A 17,938-nucleotide genomic window follows, 5' to 3' on the forward strand; every position below is an offset into this window, starting at 1 on the left:
TTACTTGGATTGATTGGGCCGGAATTTCCGGGGCTCCTCCCCCCGCATGATGCGGCCCAGGCCGTGATAGTGACGGCTCACCATCAGCACGGTCAGCACCAGCGCCAGAGCCCCCGCCTCCCAGCTGTGGAAGAGAATGGCCAGGGGGAGAAAAACGGCGGGGATCACCACCGCCCCCAGAGGCAGCCAGCCGGTGATGACTGTCACACCCAGCCCGGTGAGGCAGGCCGCCGTCCCCCACAGGGGCGAATACAGGATCAGACCCGCGCAGGTGACCGCCACCCCCTTGCCGCCCTGAAAGCGCCGCCAGAAGGGGAAGTTGTGGCCCAGCACGACCCCCAGGCAGGCCCACAGCAGGGCCAGCCGCCCCAGGTGCTCCCCGGCCAGCAGGGCGCAGGCCAGACAGGCCAGGGCGGTCTTGGCGATGTCCCCCAGCAGCACCAGCAGGCCCCAGCGCAGTCCCAGTTCATGGGCCACATTGGCCATGCCCGGGTTGCCGGTGCCCAGCCGGGCGGCGCTCTCCCCGGTGCGGCGGCGGGCCACCAGCTCCCCGGTGAGGAAGCAGCCGAAGGCGTATCCGATCCCAAGACAGAGTATCCGTTCCATGGTAAGCACCTCTTGCTCCCGATATGGAGCCAGTTTGCCCCAAAACAGCGGTTTTACCCCTCCGGCTCCTGCTTTTTGGCGTGGGCCGCCTGGCCCTGACGGATGGCCTCCCGCTCCCGGGACAGCTCCGTCTTCAGCTCCAGGGAGTTCCATGTCCCGTTGGTGGGGGTGAGCACTGCCTTCAGGGACACGGGCGGGATCTTGTTCCGCCGGAAGCCCTGGAGGAATTTATCCAGCAGCGGGCCGGTGCAGTTGACCAGCAGCAGCACCTCATCGGTGAAGGTCTCCCCGTCCCAGGGGGTCTCGGGGGCCTTGCCCTCCACCAGGTCGTTCAGGGCCAGGCCGTACTCCGCCGGCTCCACCAGCCGGGTGCGCAGGCCCAGGGGCAGGCACATCCGTCGGATCTTGGCCCCCTTGGGGGTATCCAGATTATAGAGTAATACCATAGGATGGTTCATAAATCGTCCTCTTTTCGGTCATATGATGATGCCTCTTATTTTACCCGTCCGCTTCCCCGCCGTCAACAATTTTGGCCGGTTCTTGCAAAGGGCCGCATATTTGTGGGATACTACTACTAGAGGAAACAAGTATGGCAAAGAAGGGATCCTACATGAAAATCGCCATTGTCACCGGTGCCTCCTCCGGGCTGGGCCGGGCCTTTATCCGCCGGTTGGACAAACTGGGCGGCCTGGACGAGATCTGGGGGGTGGCCCGCCGCCGGGAGCGGATGGAGGAGCTGGCAAAGGAGCTGTCCGCCCCCATGCGGTCCCTGCCCCTGGATCTGACCAGGTCCGAAAGCATCCAGGCCTTGAGGGAACTGCTGGAGGAGACGGGGGCCGACGTGCGGGTGCTGGTCAACTCCGCCGGATTCGGCAAGTTCGGCACCTACGCCGACATGACCTTCCGGGAGACGGAGGATATGATCGACCTGAACTGCCGGGCCGCCGTCTCCCTCACCGCCGCGGTCATCCCCCACATGAGCCGGGGAAGCCGGATCCTGGAAATCTGCTCCTCCGCCGCCTTCCAGCCCCTGCCCGGCCTCAACGTGTATGCCGCCACCAAGGCCTTCCTGCTCCACTACAGCCGGGCCCTCCGGTGGGAGGTGGCCCCCAGAGGCATCCGGGTGACGGCGGTGTGCCCCGGCTGGATCAAGACGGAGTTCATCTCGGTGGCCCAGGATACCAAAAACGGACACACCGTGCGGTTCTTCCCCTTTGCCCTCAAACCGGAGACGGTGGCCCGGCGGGCCCTGCGGGACAGTCATCTGCTGGCCGTCACCACCTGCGGCCTGCCCGCTCTGGTCCAGCGGATGGCCAGCAAATTTTTGCCCAACTGCTTCATCATGGCCTGCTGGGAGGGACTGCGGCGGATCTGACCGCAGGAAAATAAAAGGCGCTCCGCCGACGGCGGAGCGCCTTTCTCCTTTATTTCTGGATGGCGCCGGTATTCAGGTAATCGGTGACACCCTGGGTGATGCCCTCCGCCAGCTTCTGCTGGTAGGAGTCGGTCTTGAGCCGCTCCAGCTCCTCCACGTTGGACATAAAGCCGCACTCCACCAGGATGGCCGCCATATTGGTCTCCCGCAGCACCACGAAGTTGGCTGAGGCGATCCCCCGATCAATGGCGCCGGAAGCGGCGCACACCGCGCTCTGTACCGCCTGGGCAAAGTTCTTGCCCCGGGTGCTGCCGGGATAGTAGTAAGTATACAGGCCCTGGAAGGTGGGTACGGTGCCTGAGGCGTTGATGTGGATGCTGATGAACAGGTCGGCGTTCACCGAATTGGCCAGTTCGCTGCGTTCGTACAGATCCCCCGCCGTCTCCCCCGTCCGGGTCATCACCACATTATACCCCGCCTTCTCCAGCTGGGTTTTCAGCTTGTTGGAGATGGAGAGGGTCAGGTCCTTCTCATAGATCTTGGTGCCGCTGGCGTCGGGATAGACCGCGCCCAGCGTAGTACCGTCATGGCCCGGGTCCACCACGATGGTGTACTTGTTGGGGTCCAGATTAAAGTCGGGTGTCTCCGGCTCCTCCGTCTGGGTCAGAATGGCCCGGATCTCCCGGCTGCCCGCCTCCATCGTCACATTTTTGGCATAAGAGGCGCCGCTCTTCAGATCCAGCACCACCCGCAGGGTGTGGGGATAGCTGTAGCCCAGATCGTCGTCATGCTGGAGATAGCGGACGCTGGAGATCACCGGGCTGTCGGCAGCGATGGTCACCGTCTTTTCCACCGCCTCCCCGCAGTAGGCCCCCAGTACGTCGATGACCACCCGGTCCCCCAGGTCGATCACACGGTATTCCGGCATGTGGTCGGTGGAGATGGTCACCACCTGGGCGCTGGCGGAGAAGGTGATCCCCGTCACCTTACCGTTGTCCGGATTGGCGGGCGGCACAGGGGTAGGAGTCGGTGTAGGCGTAGGTGTAGGCGTGGGTGTGGGAGTCGGCGTGGGTGTGGGTTCCGGCTCCTTGGGTGAGGTTATGATGGCGGTAAAGGTGCCGCCGTCCCAGGCCACCTCCGCCCCCAGCTGCTCGGAGACGAACCGCAGGGGCACCATGGTGCTCTCCCGCCCGTCGCACTTCACCACTCCGGCGGGCACACCGTCGGGCAGCTGCACACTCTTGCCGTTGACCAGAGCAGTGGCGGAGCCCAGGGTGAGCACGATGGTGCTCTCATCCTTGGTCAGGATGGCCTGGCGGGTCTCAGGCACCCAGGTCACCGTGGCCCCCAGGGCCTCGGCGATCAGCCGCACCGGCACCAGGGTACGGCCGTCCTTCCCCTCCGGATACTGTACCAGAGCGGGCACGTCCTCCGGGGTCAGGGCCGCCCCGTCCAGGGTCATGTTCACCCGGTCGGTCTGGACCTGCGATCCATAGCGGCCGGCGGCCTCATCATAAAAATAAACGGAAAGAGTACCCGCCGGCCCGGCGGCCACGACTGGTATCATTCCGATCAGCAATACAAGGGTCAAAAGTAGGGAAACGGCCTTTTTCATATCAGAACTCCTATGCAAAATATGTTTTTATTCTACCGTATTCCCTATATCCCGTCAAGGCAGCGAGGCAAAAAAGTTGACATAAATTTTTGGTTATCGGCACTTGCAAGTCCGAGCAAAACGGCTTGCACTTACGGCAAAATATTGGTATGATAGAGACAATTCGATACATAACGGAGGGGATACCCATGCTGAAGATCACTACGGAGGGCGTATACTATAAAAATGGCGCCTTCCTGCCCGCCCAGGACGGACCCGCCGCCGGTCTGTCCGCCCCGGAAGAGGCCAAAAAGGGTACCATGGCCTATACCATTCTGAAGGCCCATAACACCGGCGATTCCATGGACAATCTGGCCATCAGATTCGACGCCATGGCCTCCCATGACATTACATATGTGGGCATCATCCAGACCGCCCGTGCCTCCGGCATGAAGCAGTTCCCGCTGCCCTATGTGCTCACCAACTGCCACAACTCCCTGTGCGCTGTGGGCGGCACCATCAACGAGGACGACCACGTGTTCGGCCTGTCCGCCGCCAAGAAGTACGGCGGTGAGTTCGTCCCTGCCCACCAGAGCGTCATCCACTCCTACATGCGGGAGCGGTACGCCGCCCCGGGCAAGATGATCCTGGGCTCTGACTCCCACACCCGCTACGGCGCCTACGGCACCATGGCCATCGGTGAGGGCGGCCCCGAGCTGGCCCGCCAGCTGCTGGAGAAGACCTACAACATCTCCTACCCCAAGGTCATCGCCATCTACCTCACCGGCGCCCCCATCCCCGGGGTGGGTCCCCAGGACGTGGCGCTGGAGCTGATCCGCTCCACCTTCAAGGACGGCATCGTGAAGAACGCCGTCATGGAGTTCTTCGGTCCCGGCGTGGCCAACCTGTCCATGGACTACCGCTCCGGCATCGACGTGATGACCACCGAGACCACCTGCCTGTCCTCTGTGTGGTCCGCCGACGACACCCTGAAGGATCACCTGGCTGTGCTGGGCCGTGGGGACGAGTTCAAGCCCCAGGCCCCCGCCGACGGGGCGTACTATGACGGCGTTATCTACGTGGAGCTGGACAAGATCCGGCCCATGATCGCCCTGCCCTTCCACCCCTCCAACGCCTACACCATCCAGGAGTTCAAGGAGAACATGGAAGACCTGCTCCACCAGGTGGACGAGGACACGGTGCATCAGCTCAAGCTGAAGAGCAAGCCCGCCTCCCTGCTGGACAAGATCGTGGACGGCCGGTTCCATGTGGATCAGGGCGTCATCGCCGGCTGCTCCGGCGGCACCTATCAGAATATCGTCCGGGCGGCCCAGATCCTGGACGGCCACGCCATCGGCGCCGACGAGTTCTGGCTGTCGGTCTACCCCACCAGCCAGCCCGTCAACCTGGAGCTGACCCGGAAGGGGTACATCACCTCCCTGATGGCTGCCGGCGCCTCCATCCGCTCCTGCTTCTGCGGTCCCTGCTTCGGCGCCGGCGACGTGCCCGCCAACGGGGCCTTCTCCATCCGCCACTCCACCCGCAACTTCCCCAACCGGGAGGGTTCCAAGCCCTCCGACGGTCAGGTGTCCTACGTGGCCCTGATGGACGCCCGGTCCATCGCCGCCACCGCCCTCAACGGCGGCGTGCTCACCGGCGCGGACGAACTGCCCAGCGCCCCCGTGGACCCCGCCGTGGAGCCCTTCTCCTATGATCCCACCCCCTACAAGGCCCGGGTATACTTCGGCGTGGGCAAGGCCGATCCCAGCCAGGAGCTGGTGTTCGGGCCCAACATCGCCGACTGGCCGGAGCAGGTGGCTCTGCCGGAGAACCTGCTGCTCACCGTGTGCTCCGCCATTTACGATCCTGTGACCACCACCGACGAGCTGATCCCCTCCGGCGAGACCTCCTCCTACCGCTCCAACCCCATCAAGCTGTCCGAGTTCGCCCTGAGCCGGAAGGACCCCCAGTACGTCCCCCGTGCCAAGGAGGTGCTGGCGGTGGAGAAGCTGCGCCGCACCGATCCCGAGGCCCCGGAGGTCAAGGAGGCCCTCATGGGCCACGACGGAAAGGACACCGGTCTGGGCTCTCTGGTGATGGCCCTGAAGCCCGGCGACGGCTCCGCCCGGGAGCAGGCCGCCTCCTGCCAGCGGGTGCTGGGCGGCGTGGCAAACCTGGCCGCCGAGTACGCCACCAAGCGCTACCGCTCCAACGTGGTGAACTGGGGCATGCTGCCCTTCATCGCCGAAAGCGTGAAGGACTGGAACGTCCAGCCCGGTGACAAGCTGTACATCCCCGGCGTCCGCGCCGCCCTGGACAGCGGGGCCGAGGAGATCCCCGCCACCCTGATCCAGAACGGAACTGAGAAGGCCGTCACCCTGAAGCTGCCCGGTATGACCCGGGAGGAGCGGGACATCGTGCTGGCCGGCTGCCTCATCAACTACTACGCCAAGTAAGGGAGCGGCCCATGGAAGAATTTGAGCTGTCCTGCGCGGACTGCGGCACCAAGGCCTGCCGGGCCGCCTCCGGCCCCCTTCCCCCCTTCTGCACCACGAATACCCTGGAACCGGGAGAGCTGGAGGAGGCGCTGGCTCTGTCCAACCAGCCGGAAAACCAGGAGGTCCTCCGCAACGCGGCCCAGGTGGAGTATGAGGGCTACTGCAAAATGACCCGGGTGGAGGAGATCATGGACTTCGCCCGCCGCATGGGCTTTCACAAGCTGGGGATCGCCACCTGCGTCGGCCTGCTCAAGGAGAGCAACGCCCTGGCCCGCATTCTCCGGGCCAACGGCTTTCAGGTCTGCTCCATCGCCTGCAAGGCGGGCCGGACCGACAAGTCCCTGGTGGGCATCGACGAGGCCTGCAAGGCGGTGGGCGTCAATATGTGCAACCCCATCCTTCAGGCCAGGCACCTCAACCGGCTGGGGACCGAGCTCAACATCGTGGTGGGGCTGTGCGTGGGACACGACAGCATGTTCTACAAGTACGCGGAGGGCCTGACCACCACCCTGGTCACCAAGGACCGGGTCACCGGCCACAACCCTGCCGCCGTCCTCTACAATCTGGACGGCTACTATAAGCGTCTACTGGACCCGCCCGCCCCTGACGAAAAATAATTGTTCCTTCCGCGCAATCATTGCCCCCTCTCAGGTGTGTAACGGGCAGAAAACACAGGAAGGAGGATCTGCCATGAAGCGTCTGCTCCGCGCCGTTCCCTGTCTCCTGCTCTGCCTGATCCTGCTGGCGGGCACCGCCTCCGCCGACACAGGCCCCAAGCCCGCCGTCACCATTACGGTGATCAACGCCCCGGAGGGGGTGTACTACCTGGACCTGCTCCAACAGGACGAGGACGGGTCCCCCAATATCGACCGGGAGGACTACGACCCCGCCCTGCTGGAGGGGCTGGAACGCTGGGAGGACGAGGGCTGGTACCCCGCCCTGGTACACGGCACCTACCCGCCCCTGTTCGGCGACCTGGTACCCGGCGAGGACGGTACCCACCACTTCACCTACTTCGGCCTGCCGGAGACCTTCCGCATTGCCGTGTCCTCTGCCAGCGGGGCCCAGGCCACGGCGGAGCCCTTTACCCGCACCGTGTTCTACACCCACCTGACCTACGACTGGGAGAGCAATGCCATCACCGCGGCCACTTCACCGTTTGGCTTCTACTCCCTTCAGTTCCTGTCCACCCTGGTTCCTACTCTTGTGGTGGAAGGCATCCTGCTGTGGCTGTTCGGATTCCGCGCCAAACGGGACTGGCTGGTGTTCCTCCTGGTCAACCTGGTCACCCAGGCGGGGCTTCACCTGTGGATCGGGGCGAATCTGGTCAGCGTCGGCTCCCATCCCCTGTACTACCTGGTCCTGGTGGTGGCTGAGGTGCCCATCCTGCTGGCGGAGCTGATGGCCTATCTGTTCCTGCTGAAGGAGCACGGTAAGGGCCGCCGGGCGGCCTACGCCGTCTGCGCCAACCTGGCCAGCTACGCCGCGGGCTATCTGCCCCTCCACTGGATGGTGCAATTTCTGGCCCGATGACAAGAATTGTTTTACAGAATCGAAAAAGTGCGGTATAATACGATATGCTGGGTAGGAATTGCCCAGCATATCGTATTTTTTGTTTAGATAAGGGGATCTCTATGAAAAAACTGCTCGCGGCGGCCTGCACCCTGGGCCTCCTGCTCTCCGCCTGCTCCGCCCCCGCCGCCTCCCAGCGGTCGGACGACGGCAAGCTCCACGTGCTGGCCACCACCTACCCGGTGTACCTGTTCACCACAGCGGTGACCGAGGGTGTGGACAGCGTGGAAGTCAGCCTGCTAGTGAACCAGCAGACCTCCTGCCTCCATGACTACACCCTCACCGTCAACGACATGAAGGCCATTGAGGGGGCCGACGTCATCATCATGAACGGCGCCGGGCTGGAGGATTTTATGGACGACGCTCTGGCCGCCTCTGACGCGCCGGTCATCGACTGCTCGGAGGGGATCGACCTGCTGCCCGCTCTGGGCCACGAGGGCCACGACCATGACACCGAGTATGACCCCCACATCTGGATGGCGGAAGAAAACGCCTCCATCATGCTGGAGACCATCAGCAGCGGCCTGTCCGGGCTGGATGCAGCCAACCAGGAGACCTACGCCTCCAACGCTGCCCAGGCCCAGGACGCCCTGGGCTATGATCCGGCGGTGCTGGAACAGCTGGCCGGCAAGCCCCTCATCACCTTCCACAACGGCTTCCAGTACTTCGCCCAGGCCACCGGCCTGGACCTGCTGAAGTCAATCGAGGAGGAGGAGGGGTCCGAGGCCTCCGCCGCAGAGATCCAGGAGATCGTCTCCCTCATTGAGGAATATGACATTCCCGCCATCTTCACCGAAGTCAACGGCTCCGACGCCACCGCCCAGGCCATTTCCCGGGAAACCGGCTGCGCGGTGTACCAGCTGAACATGATCATGAGCGGAGACGGCACCGGCATCCAGCCTTATCTGGACGCCATGAATGCCAATCTCAAAACCATTGCGGAGGCGTTTGGATGAGCGTACACAAACACGGCAATTCCGGCCCCGGCTGCGCCGGCTCCTGCTGCCTGAAGGTGACCAACCTGGGGGTGAACTTCGGCAGCGAGGAGATCCTCCACGACGTCTCCTTCCACCTTCACTGCGGGGAGATCGTGGCTCTCATCGGCCCCAACGGAGCGGGAAAAAGCTCCCTGTTCCGCACCATTCTGGGCCAGATCCCCCACACCGGCACCATCGAGTTCCAGCGGGCGGGGGGCGACAGGACCCGGCCCCTCATCGGCTACGTGCCCCAGTCCCCCAGCTTTGACCGGGGAGACCCGGTGAGCGTGTTCGACTTCTTCTCCGCCGCCATCTCCAAATGGCCGGTGTTCCTCCCCTCCCCCAAAAAGCTGCGGGAGCGGGTAACGAACTGCCTGGCCCGGGTCCATGGGGATTCCCTCATCGACAAGCGGATGGGGGCCCTGTCCGGCGGCGAGCTCCAGCGGGTGCTGCTGGCCCTGGCCCTGGAACCTCTGCCCCACATTCTGGTGCTGGACGAGCCCCTGTCCGGCGTAGACATCGACGGGGAAAAGCAGCTGCTGGACATGCTGGACGAGATCCGCACCAAGTACGACCTGTCCATTCTCCTGTCCACCCACGACTTTGCTACCCTGGACCAATACGCCGACAAGGTGTTATTGCTGAAGAGCGAGATCCTGAAAGTGGGCACCCCCGCCGAAGTGCTCTCCTCGCCGGAGTTCCAGGAGGTCTTTCATCTGGACCTGGGGAAAGGAGGGCGGCGGTAATGGAATGGTGGTATTCCCTGGTGGAGCTGCTGCCCTTTGACTGGGCAGCTCCTGGCTCCATGTACTTTATGAAAAATGCCCTTCTGGCGGTGCTGGTGATCTCCCCCCTGTTCGGCCTGCTGAGCACTATGGTGGTCACCAACCGGATGAGCTTCTTCTCCGACGCGTTGGGCCACTCCGCTTTTACCGGCATCGCCATCGGCACTCTGTGCGGCTTTGCCGACCCCATGTGGATGGCAGTGCTGCTGGCGGCCGCTTTCGCCCTGCTGTTCACCTACGTGCGCCACAAGTCCCACATGGCCAGCGACACGGTGATCGGGGTATTCTCCTCCACCGCCGTGGCCCTGGGTATCTTCATCGCCACCCTGGACGGCGGCAGCTTCACCAAGTTCAACAGCCTGCTTATCGGTGACATCCTCAGCGTGGAGCCCGCCAAGATCGGCCTGCTGGCCGTCATTCTGCTGGTGGTGGTGGTGCTGTGGCTGGTCTCCTTCAACGGCCTGATGCTCTCCTCCGTCCACCCCGCCCTGGCCAACAGCCGTGGGGTAAAGGTATTCTGGCAGGAGGCGGTGTTCTCCATGGCCATCGCCGTGGTGGTCACCGTATCCATGACCTGGGTGGGCCTGCTGGTCATCAATTCCCTGCTGGTCCTCCCCGCCGCCGCCGGGCGCAATCTGGCCCGGAACATGCGGCAGTTCCACCTGTTTTCCATCCTGGCCGCCATTGTGGCAGGCGTCGCGGGACTGATGACCTCCTACCACATCGGCTCCTCCGCAGGCGCCTCCATCACCCTCTATCTGGCCCTGTGGTTTGCCGTTACCTTCCTGTTCCGGCGTTCCAGATGACAATGTAAAACCGGTCCGGCGTTTCAAGCGCCGGACCGGTTTTTTATACGAGACTTGTTTTTTGGACCTGCTTGTCCGTTATACTACCAGACAAAGGGGGTGATGGGGCATGCTCCAGAGCGATGACGGGCTGCTGCGGCGGATGGCCAACGGGGACGAGGGTGCGCTGGAGGAGCTGGTGAACCGTTGGTACCCCCGGATCTACGCCTACGCCCTCCGGACCACCGGCCGGGAGCAGGACGCTCAGGACGTGACCCAGGAGACCTTCCTGGCAGTCCTGCGGTACCGGAAAACCTTTGTCCGGCACAACTTCCAGAGCTGGCTGTTCACCATCGCCCACCACAAGTGCGTGGACCTGTTCCGGCTCCAGGGCAGGCTGGCCGCCGCCCCGGAGGAGCTGGAGAAACTGAGCGGCCCCGACCCCAGCGGTCAGGTGCTGGACCGGGCGGCCCTGGAGCAGGCGCTGGACAGGCTGCCGCCCCTCCAGCGGGAGGCGGCGGTGCTCCACTACTTCCACGGCTTCACGCCCAAGGAAATCGCCGCCATGACGGACAATCCCCTCTCCACCGTGCGCTGGCGGCTGGCCGCCGCCCGGCGGACCATGGCGGAGCGCTTGAAGGAGGATGGATATGGATAGACAAGCGCAAACCATTCAGTGGCTCAGGGCCTCCCTGCCCCGGCGGGCCCATAAGGCGAGCCCGGCCCAGCTGCTGAAACCCGCCCTCGCCGAGCTGCATCCCGGCCTGTTTCTGGGGGCGGTGGGGCTGTCCCTGCTGGCCGGACTGCTGGCGGGTCGGCTGACCGCTCCCTTCACCGCCACCTTCTGCACCGCCCCCCTGCCGCTGTTCCTGCTCTATTTCCGCTACTTCTGGCGGAACGAGTCCCGGATGCGGGAGCTGGAGCGCACCTTCCGCTTCTCCTTCCATCAGATGTGCCTGGCCCGGTTCACGGTGCTCTTCGGCAGCACGGCGGCGGCCCTGCTGGCCCTGTGCCTGACCGCCGCCTGGGGCGGCACCTCCCCCCTGCCCCTGGCCCTGTGCGGGGCCTCCTCCGCCGCCCTGCTGGGGGGCGCGCTGCTGCTGTTCTCCCTTGGGGTGCATACCGGCAGCCTGGGCCTGCTGGGGGGTACCCTGTGGATGGGCCTGTGCGCCCCCCTGGTGGGACTGCGCCTGGAGGCCTGGCTGGCCGCCCTGCCCCTGTGGGGGTGGCTGATCCCCATCGGCCTGGGAGCCGTCCTGGCGGCGGCCGGAGCAAAAGGAGGCGGCTATGTACGCGCTGAGCGCTGAGTGGAAAAAATTCATCACCTTCCGGGAGCTGTACGCGGCCCTGATCCTGGCCGTATTTCTGACGCTGTGGGGAACCATTCCCTATGCCCGGAATCCCAACGGCTTCTGGGTCAGTGTCTATAACTTCAACGTCAACATAGCCTCTGTCCTGATCCTCCTCCTCCAGGTGGCGGGGCTCTCCCGGCTGTTCTGCTGTGAGCGCGCCGGGCGGACCGATCCTCTGATTCGTGCAGGGCGGTTCGGACTGCGGGACACCTTTGGCGCAAAGCTGGCCCTGGGACTGAGCTATGGGGCTGCCTCCTCCCTGTTCCCCGGTCTTCTGGCCTTCTGTCTCAACCTTTTGCTGGGAGGCGGAATACCCGATTCGGCCTGCATCGGGACGAATATCTCCCGGATCCCCCTCTGGGAGACGGCGGGGCCGCTGGCCCTCTGGGGCTGGGAGATGCTGTTCTCCCTGCTGGGCGGGCTGTGCGCCGCGGGGTTGGTGCTGCTCTGCTCCGCCCTGGCCCGCCGCCCGGCGGCGGCCATGGCGGGAGCTGCCCTCTGTCTGGCCCTCCCCGCCGGGCTGCAGGTGGGGCTGGTGGCCCTCTTCTCCCGGTTCCCGCTGCCCCGTGGACTGGCCGCAATCGCCGAGGGGCTTTACCGGCTCAGCGGATACGCCTGGTCCGGCATCCTGAGCTATGACGCCCAGCTGTTGGGGGCGGACGGCGCCCCTCTCTGGCGGCCCATTTTGTACTGTCTGTGCCTGCTGGGCGCGGAGCTGGCCTTGACATGGGCAGCCTGGAACAGGAGGGCGAGCAGATGAAACAGGAGCTGCGGCGGCTGTGGGCCGCGCCCTTTACCTGGCTGTTGGTCCTGGGACCGACAGCCCTGAACGGGGTCCTGGCGCTGTTTCAGAGGCGTTACGGGCCGGAGCACTACTGGAGCTTCGTGGGCCGGTTCTGGGACAAGCTGGGGCTGGCGGCGGTGGCCGTTCTGGTGCTCAGCGTCTGCCTCTCTCTGATGTCCTGTGACAAGAGCTGCAGAACAGAGGATCTGATGCTCACCACCCGACTGGGGCGGAAAAGCCTCTTCCTCCGGCGCCTGCTGGGCTGCGCCTTGGGTGTGTTGCTCTTCGCTCTGCTCCTTTCGGCGGGAAATTTCCTCTGTGGGCTTACCCTGGCAGGAGGACTTTCCATTCCGGACGGCTGGGCGGTCCGCTATCTGGGCCACACTCTGCTGGCGGGAGCGGGCGGGGCCCTCCTGGCCCTGTCCGCCTGCGGGCTGTGCGAGCTCTTCCGTTCCCTGCCCGTCGCCTTTCTTCTGGTGGCTGTGGTGCTGCTGTTCAGTGCCCTGGCCCCCGACCTGAAGGGGGAACCGCTGGACCTGTATGTCCTGGCCAACGGCTTTTTTGCCAAGCTGATCCGGGGGCGTGCCCTCACCGGCTGGGCCTCCTACAGCCCGCCCTGGGGATGCGAGTGGTGGCTCTGGGGCCCCTGGCACCTGTGCCTCACCGCCCTGTGTGTGGGGTGGGCCGTCCGCAAGAGAAAGGAGCGCAACCAATGGTAACCTTACAGGTAGAACGGGTAAGCAAGCTGTACGGCGGCTTTGCGGCCCTGAAAGAGATAGAACTGGAGCTGGGCAGCGGGGTATACGGCCTGCTGGGACCCAACGGTGCGGGCAAGACCACCCTCATGCGCATCCTGACCGATCTGCTGGCCCCCTCCCGGGGCCGGGTGCTGTGCAATGGCAGGGACATCCACGTCCTTGGGGCGGACTACCGGGACCTGCTGGGCTATCTGCCCCAGGATTTCGGGGTGTATCCCAACTTCACGGCGGAGGGCTTCCTGTGCTACATCGCCCGGCTGAAGGGGCTGGACAGGGAGGCCGCCCGTCAAAAGACGGCGGAGCTTCTGGAGCTGGTGGGGCTGTCCGACCGGCGGAAGCGGAAGCTGGGGGGCTTCTCCGGCGGGGAGCGGCAGCGGGTGGGCATTGCCCAGGCCCTGCTCAACGACCCTCAGGTCCTCATTCTGGACGAGCCCACCGCCGGGCTGGACCCCCAGGAGCGCATCCGCTTCCGGGGGATGCTCAACCGTCTGGGCAAGGACCGGCTGGTGCTTCTGTCCACCCATATCGTCTCCGACGTGGAGAGCGCCGCCGACCAGGTCATCCTGCTGCGGCGGGGGGAGATCATTGGGCAGGACAGCCCCGGCGCGCTGCTGCGGCAGCTGGAGGGAAAGGTGTGGTCCGTGCCGGTCTCTCCCCAGGAGCAGGAGGACCTGGCCGCCCGCTATCCGTGCAGCAATGTGTCCCGGCAGGATGGAGGCACCTGCCTGCGGCTCATCGCCGACGCCCCGCCCGCCGCTCTGGCCAGGCAGGTCCCACCCAATCTGGAGGATCTGTACCTCTGCCACTTCGGTACAGAATAAAAAATGGCCGCCTTTCGGCGGCCATTTTTCTGTCTTCAGATGGAAAATACGTACTTGTCCAGACGAGTAAAGGCCTCCTGCACCCGGGAGAGGGGCAGAGCCAGGTTCATGCGGATATGGCAGGGACCGTGGAACTTAGTGCCGTCCTGCCAGGCCACCCCCACGTCCCAGCCCGCCTTCAGCAGCTCCTGAATGGTCTTTCCGTGGGCGGCACACCAATCAGTACAGTCAATAAACAGCATGTAGGTGCCCTGAGGCCTGGAGACCCTGACCCCTTCAAAATGCCTGGCGATATAATCGCAGGCGTACTCCACGTTGCCGGTGAGCACCTGCCGCAGCTCGTCCACCCACTCATACCCCTCGGGCTGATAGGCGCCGATCAGAGCGTGCATGGACAGCACATTCATCTCGTTGTAGTGGGCCAGGGAGGACTCCTTGTCCACCCGCTCCCGCAGCCAGCGGTTGTAGATGATATGATAGCTGCCCACCAGCCCGGCCAGGTTGAAGGTCTTGGAGGGGGCGTACAGGGCCACAGTACGCTGACGGGCGTCCTCGCTCACCGACTGGGTGGGGATGTGCTTGTACCCCTCCAGGATCAGGTCCGACCAGATCTCGTCGGAGATCACATAGACGTCATACTTCCGGCACAGCTCCATGAACCGCTCCAGCTCCCAGCGCTCCCACACCCGGCCGGTGGGGTTGTGGGGCGAGCAGAGAATGGCGGCATGGATGTGGTTGTCCGCAATCTTCTGCTCCATATCGGCAAAATCCATGCGCCAGACATTGTTTTCATCCGGCGCCAGGGGGCTGTGGACGATATGGTAGCCGTTGTTGCCCAGGCTGTTGGTGAAACCCACATAGGTGGGCGAGTGGACCAGGACATTGTCCCCCTTGGAGCACACCACATTGAGGGCACTGACCACTCCGCCCAGGACGCCGTTCTCATATCCGATGTACTCCCGGCTCAGGCCGGTGACCCCGTTGCGTGTCTCCTGCCAGCGGATGATGGAGGCATAGTAATCGTCGCTGGGAAAGAAATAGCCGAAGGCCGGGTGCTCGGTCCGCCGGATAATGGCCTGGGCCACAGTGGGTACAGTGGGAAAGTTCATGTCTGCCACCCACATGGGGATCACGTCGAACCCCTCCTTGGGCGGCTCCGGTGAAAAGCCGGGCCTGCGGCCCAGCCCATCCACGGCTAAAGCATCCTTACCGCGGCGGTCCATGATGGTGGTAAAATCGTATTTCATTTCAACCCGTCCTTTCCAACCCGCAAGGGGCCGCTTCCCTGTTTCGCAAAAAGAAAAAACCGGAAGCACCCTGCGATGCTTCCGGTTCTTTGGCAGCGGGAGAAGGATTCGAACCCTCACATACAGAGTCAGAGTCTGCTGTGCTACCCTTACACAATCCCGCTATCTGTGCCCACTCTTGCGGGCGCGAATGTTATTATACGCAAAAGGGTCCTGATTGTCAATAGATTTTCCAAATTATTTTTAAATTTTTTTATCCGGCCCTTTTCACCAGAATACAGGGCGTATAGTTTGCGTATTATGGCGGATCGCCTGCAAAATTCTCCTTGCAAACGGCTGGAAAAAAGCGGCTTCTTTCTGATCTCATAGGTTTAGCTCTAAAGGACCTATCAGAAATAGTTCCCGCTTTCCCCCGTTTTTCTCGTTTTCACCGGTCCTTTTGCAGCTGGTATTTTATGTATTATGTTTACATAATGCATACTCATAATGTCCTCTACAAATAGTTATTCACATTGTCCACACTCTTTTCCACATCAGTATACCCCTTATTTTCCAATCATTTTTCCACTTGTGCACAGAGTTTTCCACCGTCCACCCCCAAAAGTTTTCCACCGCTTATTCCCGCCGGTCCGTAAACATAACGCTATTTTTTGCTTTTGCTGCACCTCTGCCGTCTCTCTCCTTCAAAAGAAAAGGGCTGACCTCTGGTCAGCCCTTTGAGATATCACGGTTGGCATAGGCGTTCAGATCCATCCCCGCCCGCTTTCCTGCCAGAAATTCATAATAGCCCTGACAGCCGATCATGGCCCCGTTGTCTCCGCACAGGGAGAGCTGGGGCAGATAGAGCCGGATCCCTGCGGTGGAACATGCCTTCTCCAGATCGGCACGGATGCGGGAATTGGCCGCTACCCCGCCGGCCACCGCCAGCTTTCCGTAGCCCTTCATCCTGGCCGCCTCCATAGCACGGGGCACCAGGGAATCGCTGACAGCGGCAGAGAAGGAGGCCGCCAGGTCCTTCAGATCCAGCTGCTCCCCCTTCTGAGCGGCGTTGTGGGCCAGGTTGAGCACGGCGGTCTTGAGGCCGGAGAAGGACATGTCCAGAGGCGCGTCCGCCACATGGGCCCGGGGCAGCTCATACCGCTGATCGTTGCCCCCCTGAGCCAGCTTGTCAACCGGAGCGCCGCCGGGATAGCCCAGTCCAAGCACCCGGGCTACCTTGTCGAAGCACTCCCCCGCCGCATCGTCCCGGGTGGCTCCCAGGATCTCCATATCGGTGTAGTCCTTCACATCCACGATCAGAGTATTGCCCCCGGAGACACACAGGCAGACAAAGGGTGGCTCCAGGTCGGGGTGGGAGATGTAGTTGGCGGCGATATGGCCCCGGACGTGGTGGACGGGCACCAGGGGCACGTTCAGGCCGAAGGCGGCGGATTTGGCGAAGTTGACCCCCACCAGCAGGGCCCCGATGAGGCCGGGGGCATAGGTCACCGCCACGGCGTCAATGTCGGCCTTGGTGACCCCTGCCTGGGCCAGGGCCTGATCCGCCAGGCCGGCGATGGCCTCGATGTGCTTGCGGGAGGCGATCTCGGGCACCACCCCGCCATAGATGGCGTGCATATCCGCCTGGGAGGCGATGGCGTCGGACAGGACGGTGCGGCCGTCCTTTACCACGGCCACCGCCGTCTCGTCGCAGGAGGATTCAATGGCTAAAATATTCATTCCGTTCCCTTCTCTTCCTGAGAAAATGTAATGGTCATCAGCAGGGCGTCCTCGTGCTCCTCCCGATAGTAGTTCTTCCGGCGGCCCACCACCTGGAAGCCCAGCTTCTCATACAAGCCGATAGCGGGGGCGTTGCTCTCCCGCACCTCCAGGGTGAGGAAGGCCAGATGGGCCTGTCCCAGCCGCAGGTAGGCCTTCAGGATCTCCTCCGCCACCCCCTGGCGGCGGAATCGGGGCGCCACGGCGATCTTCTCCAGAGTGCCCTCATCCAGGATGGCCCGCACCTCGCCGTAGCCCAGCACGGTGCCGTCCTCCCCCTCGGCCACCACCAGGGAGATCATGTCGTTATAGAGTTCCTGCTCCAGCAGGGCCGCCGACCAGGGGTGGGAAAAGCTTGCCCGCTCGATGGCCTCCACCTGGGGCAGGTGGGATTTGTCCATGGGGACCAGTTTATAATTCATGTGAGTGATTCTCCTTCTTTCATCCAGGCGGGCGGCCCGGGGGGCAATTCCCCCACCTCCAGAGGCACCTTCACATCGGTGCGCTCAGGGCCGTAGATGGCCCTGTGGAGGGCCATAACGGGGGTCAGGTCCTGGGGCAGGTAGGGCAGAAAGGTGGCAAAGCGCATGCCGCAGGTGGCCATGTCGTAGGCGGGCACAAAGCCGCACCGCTCATAAAAGGCCAGGCGGCGCCGCCGGAGGTTGTTCTCCGCCGGGTCGCCCCCCTCCACCGGCCGCTCGGCCTCGATGAGCAGCAGGGACTTGCCCTCCATCTGCTCCGCCAGCATCCGGACGATCTTCTGTCCCAGGCCCCCGTTCCGCCGGGCGGCGGTGACCCCCAGGTAGTCCAGCAGGATGCAGCTCTTGTCGGTGGGCTCCATCCACAGGGTAGCGTAGCCCAGCATGGTGTCCCCGTCGAACAGGCCCCACACCTCGTACCGCCCGGCGTCCATCAGGGCCCGGATATCGGGCAGGGGCTTGCGCTCGTTGGGGGGGAATGCCTCGCTCAGTTCCCGGTCATACCAATCTTCCAGTGCTTTTCCGGTGACAGGACGCAGTTCCATCA

At 63.6% G+C, this 17,938-nt stretch carries 19 protein-coding genes and 1 tRNA gene; 12 read left to right on the top strand and 8 right to left on the bottom strand.

The genetic code is table 11. From position 1 onward, the window contains the following. The gene (locus E0E41_RS02930; RefSeq protein ID WP_130868644.1) at positions 1-606 is read right to left on the bottom strand and encodes a glycerol-3-phosphate acyltransferase; all 606 of its coding nucleotides are present in this window, start codon (positions 604-606) and stop codon (positions 1-3) included. A gap of 53 nt (positions 607-659) precedes the next feature. Continuing rightward, the gene (locus E0E41_RS02935) at positions 660-1,064 is read right to left on the bottom strand and encodes a DUF3783 domain-containing protein (RefSeq protein WP_130868645.1); all 405 of its coding nucleotides are present in this window, start codon (positions 1,062-1,064) and stop codon (positions 660-662) included. Positions 1,065-1,195: 131 nt separating this feature from the next. On the opposite strand from E0E41_RS02935, the gene E0E41_RS02940 reads away from it, so the two are divergent. Beyond that, positions 1,196-1,981, top strand: coding sequence for an SDR family NAD(P)-dependent oxidoreductase (locus E0E41_RS02940; protein WP_242623666.1), 786 nt, complete (start codon positions 1,196-1,198; stop codon positions 1,979-1,981). A 49-nt stretch (positions 1,982-2,030) separates the two neighbouring features. Here the strand turns inward: E0E41_RS02940 and E0E41_RS02945 are convergent, their stop codons facing one another. After that, positions 2,031-3,596: an N-acetylmuramoyl-L-alanine amidase family protein gene (locus E0E41_RS02945; RefSeq protein ID WP_130868646.1), complete on the bottom strand. Its 1,566-nt coding sequence runs from the start codon at positions 3,594-3,596 to the stop codon at positions 2,031-2,033. Positions 3,597-3,784: 188 nt separating this feature from the next. Between E0E41_RS02945 and E0E41_RS02950 the strand changes: the two genes are divergently transcribed. From E0E41_RS02950 to E0E41_RS03000, 11 genes are all read left to right on the top strand, one after another. Then, complete coding sequence (locus E0E41_RS02950; RefSeq protein ID WP_130868647.1) at positions 3,785-6,031, top strand: hydratase; 2,247 nt, start codon at positions 3,785-3,787, stop codon at positions 6,029-6,031. Positions 6,032-6,042: 11 nt separating this feature from the next. Next, positions 6,043-6,690, top strand: a complete 648-nt coding sequence (locus tag E0E41_RS02955) for a DUF1847 domain-containing protein (protein ID WP_130868648.1) — start codon at positions 6,043-6,045, stop codon at positions 6,688-6,690. Between the two features lie 73 nt (positions 6,691-6,763). Then, positions 6,764-7,606 (top strand): hypothetical protein, encoded by an 843-nt coding sequence (locus tag E0E41_RS02960; RefSeq protein WP_130868649.1) that lies wholly within the window; start codon positions 6,764-6,766, stop codon positions 7,604-7,606. Positions 7,607-7,707: 101 nt separating this feature from the next. After that, positions 7,708-8,601 carry a metal ABC transporter substrate-binding protein gene (locus tag E0E41_RS02965; RefSeq protein ID WP_130868650.1) on the top strand — a complete coding sequence of 298 codons (894 nt, stop codon included), beginning with the start codon at positions 7,708-7,710 and terminating at the stop codon, positions 8,599-8,601. Beyond that, positions 8,598-9,368, top strand: a complete 771-nt coding sequence (locus tag E0E41_RS02970) for a metal ABC transporter ATP-binding protein (RefSeq protein ID WP_130868651.1) — start codon at positions 8,598-8,600, stop codon at positions 9,366-9,368. Before E0E41_RS02965 ends, E0E41_RS02970 begins: the two co-directional genes overlap by 4 nt. Next, positions 9,368-10,213: a metal ABC transporter permease gene (locus E0E41_RS02975; protein ID WP_130868652.1), complete on the top strand. Its 846-nt coding sequence runs from the start codon at positions 9,368-9,370 to the stop codon at positions 10,211-10,213. Before E0E41_RS02970 ends, E0E41_RS02975 begins: the two co-directional genes overlap by 1 nt. 109 nt (positions 10,214-10,322) lie before the next feature. Continuing rightward, positions 10,323-10,850 carry an RNA polymerase sigma factor gene (locus E0E41_RS02980; protein ID WP_130868653.1) on the top strand — a complete coding sequence of 176 codons (528 nt, stop codon included), beginning with the start codon at positions 10,323-10,325 and terminating at the stop codon, positions 10,848-10,850. Further along, the gene (locus E0E41_RS02985) at positions 10,843-11,499 is read left to right on the top strand and encodes a hypothetical protein (protein ID WP_130868654.1); all 657 of its coding nucleotides are present in this window, start codon (positions 10,843-10,845) and stop codon (positions 11,497-11,499) included. The genes E0E41_RS02980 and E0E41_RS02985 overlap by 8 nt, the downstream gene beginning before the upstream one ends. Continuing rightward, the gene (locus E0E41_RS02990; protein WP_130868655.1) at positions 11,480-12,304 is read left to right on the top strand and encodes a hypothetical protein; all 825 of its coding nucleotides are present in this window, start codon (positions 11,480-11,482) and stop codon (positions 12,302-12,304) included. Before E0E41_RS02985 ends, E0E41_RS02990 begins: the two co-directional genes overlap by 20 nt. Further along, entirely contained in the window at positions 12,301-13,047 is a 747-nt protein-coding gene (locus E0E41_RS02995; RefSeq protein ID WP_130868656.1) for a hypothetical protein, read from the top strand. Before E0E41_RS02990 ends, E0E41_RS02995 begins: the two co-directional genes overlap by 4 nt. Further along, positions 13,041-13,907, top strand: coding sequence for an ABC transporter ATP-binding protein (locus E0E41_RS03000; RefSeq protein ID WP_130868657.1), 867 nt, complete (start codon positions 13,041-13,043; stop codon positions 13,905-13,907). The genes E0E41_RS02995 and E0E41_RS03000 overlap by 7 nt, the downstream gene beginning before the upstream one ends. A gap of 35 nt (positions 13,908-13,942) precedes the next feature. Here E0E41_RS03000 and E0E41_RS03005 read toward each other — a convergent pair whose 3' ends face one another. The 5 genes from E0E41_RS03005 to E0E41_RS03025 all read right to left on the bottom strand — a co-directional run bounded on the left by E0E41_RS03005 (position 13,943) and on the right by E0E41_RS03025 (position 17,936). Beyond that, positions 13,943-15,154 carry a MalY/PatB family protein gene (locus E0E41_RS03005; protein ID WP_130868658.1) on the bottom strand — a complete coding sequence of 404 codons (1,212 nt, stop codon included), beginning with the start codon at positions 15,152-15,154 and terminating at the stop codon, positions 13,943-13,945. A gap of 90 nt (positions 15,155-15,244) precedes the next feature. Beyond that, positions 15,245-15,318, bottom strand: a tRNA-Gln gene (locus E0E41_RS03010). Positions 15,319-15,862: 544 nt separating this feature from the next. Continuing rightward, the gene (tsaD, locus tag E0E41_RS03015; RefSeq protein ID WP_130868659.1) at positions 15,863-16,873 is read right to left on the bottom strand and encodes a tRNA (adenosine(37)-N6)-threonylcarbamoyltransferase complex transferase subunit TsaD; all 1,011 of its coding nucleotides are present in this window, start codon (positions 16,871-16,873) and stop codon (positions 15,863-15,865) included. After that, a complete protein-coding gene (gene rimI, locus E0E41_RS03020) occupies positions 16,870-17,334 on the bottom strand; it encodes a ribosomal protein S18-alanine N-acetyltransferase (protein WP_130868660.1) in 465 nt (154 codons plus the stop codon). The genes tsaD and rimI overlap by 4 nt, the downstream gene beginning before the upstream one ends. Next, entirely contained in the window at positions 17,331-17,936 is a 606-nt protein-coding gene (locus tag E0E41_RS03025; RefSeq protein WP_130868661.1) for a GNAT family N-acetyltransferase, read from the bottom strand. The genes rimI and E0E41_RS03025 overlap by 4 nt, the downstream gene beginning before the upstream one ends. Between the last annotated feature and the right edge of the window lie 2 nt (positions 17,937-17,938).

The sequence above is a fragment of the Intestinimonas massiliensis (ex Afouda et al. 2020) genome (assembly GCF_900626285.1).
GTDB lineage: Bacteria > Bacillota > Clostridia > Oscillospirales > Oscillospiraceae > Flavonifractor > Flavonifractor massiliensis_A.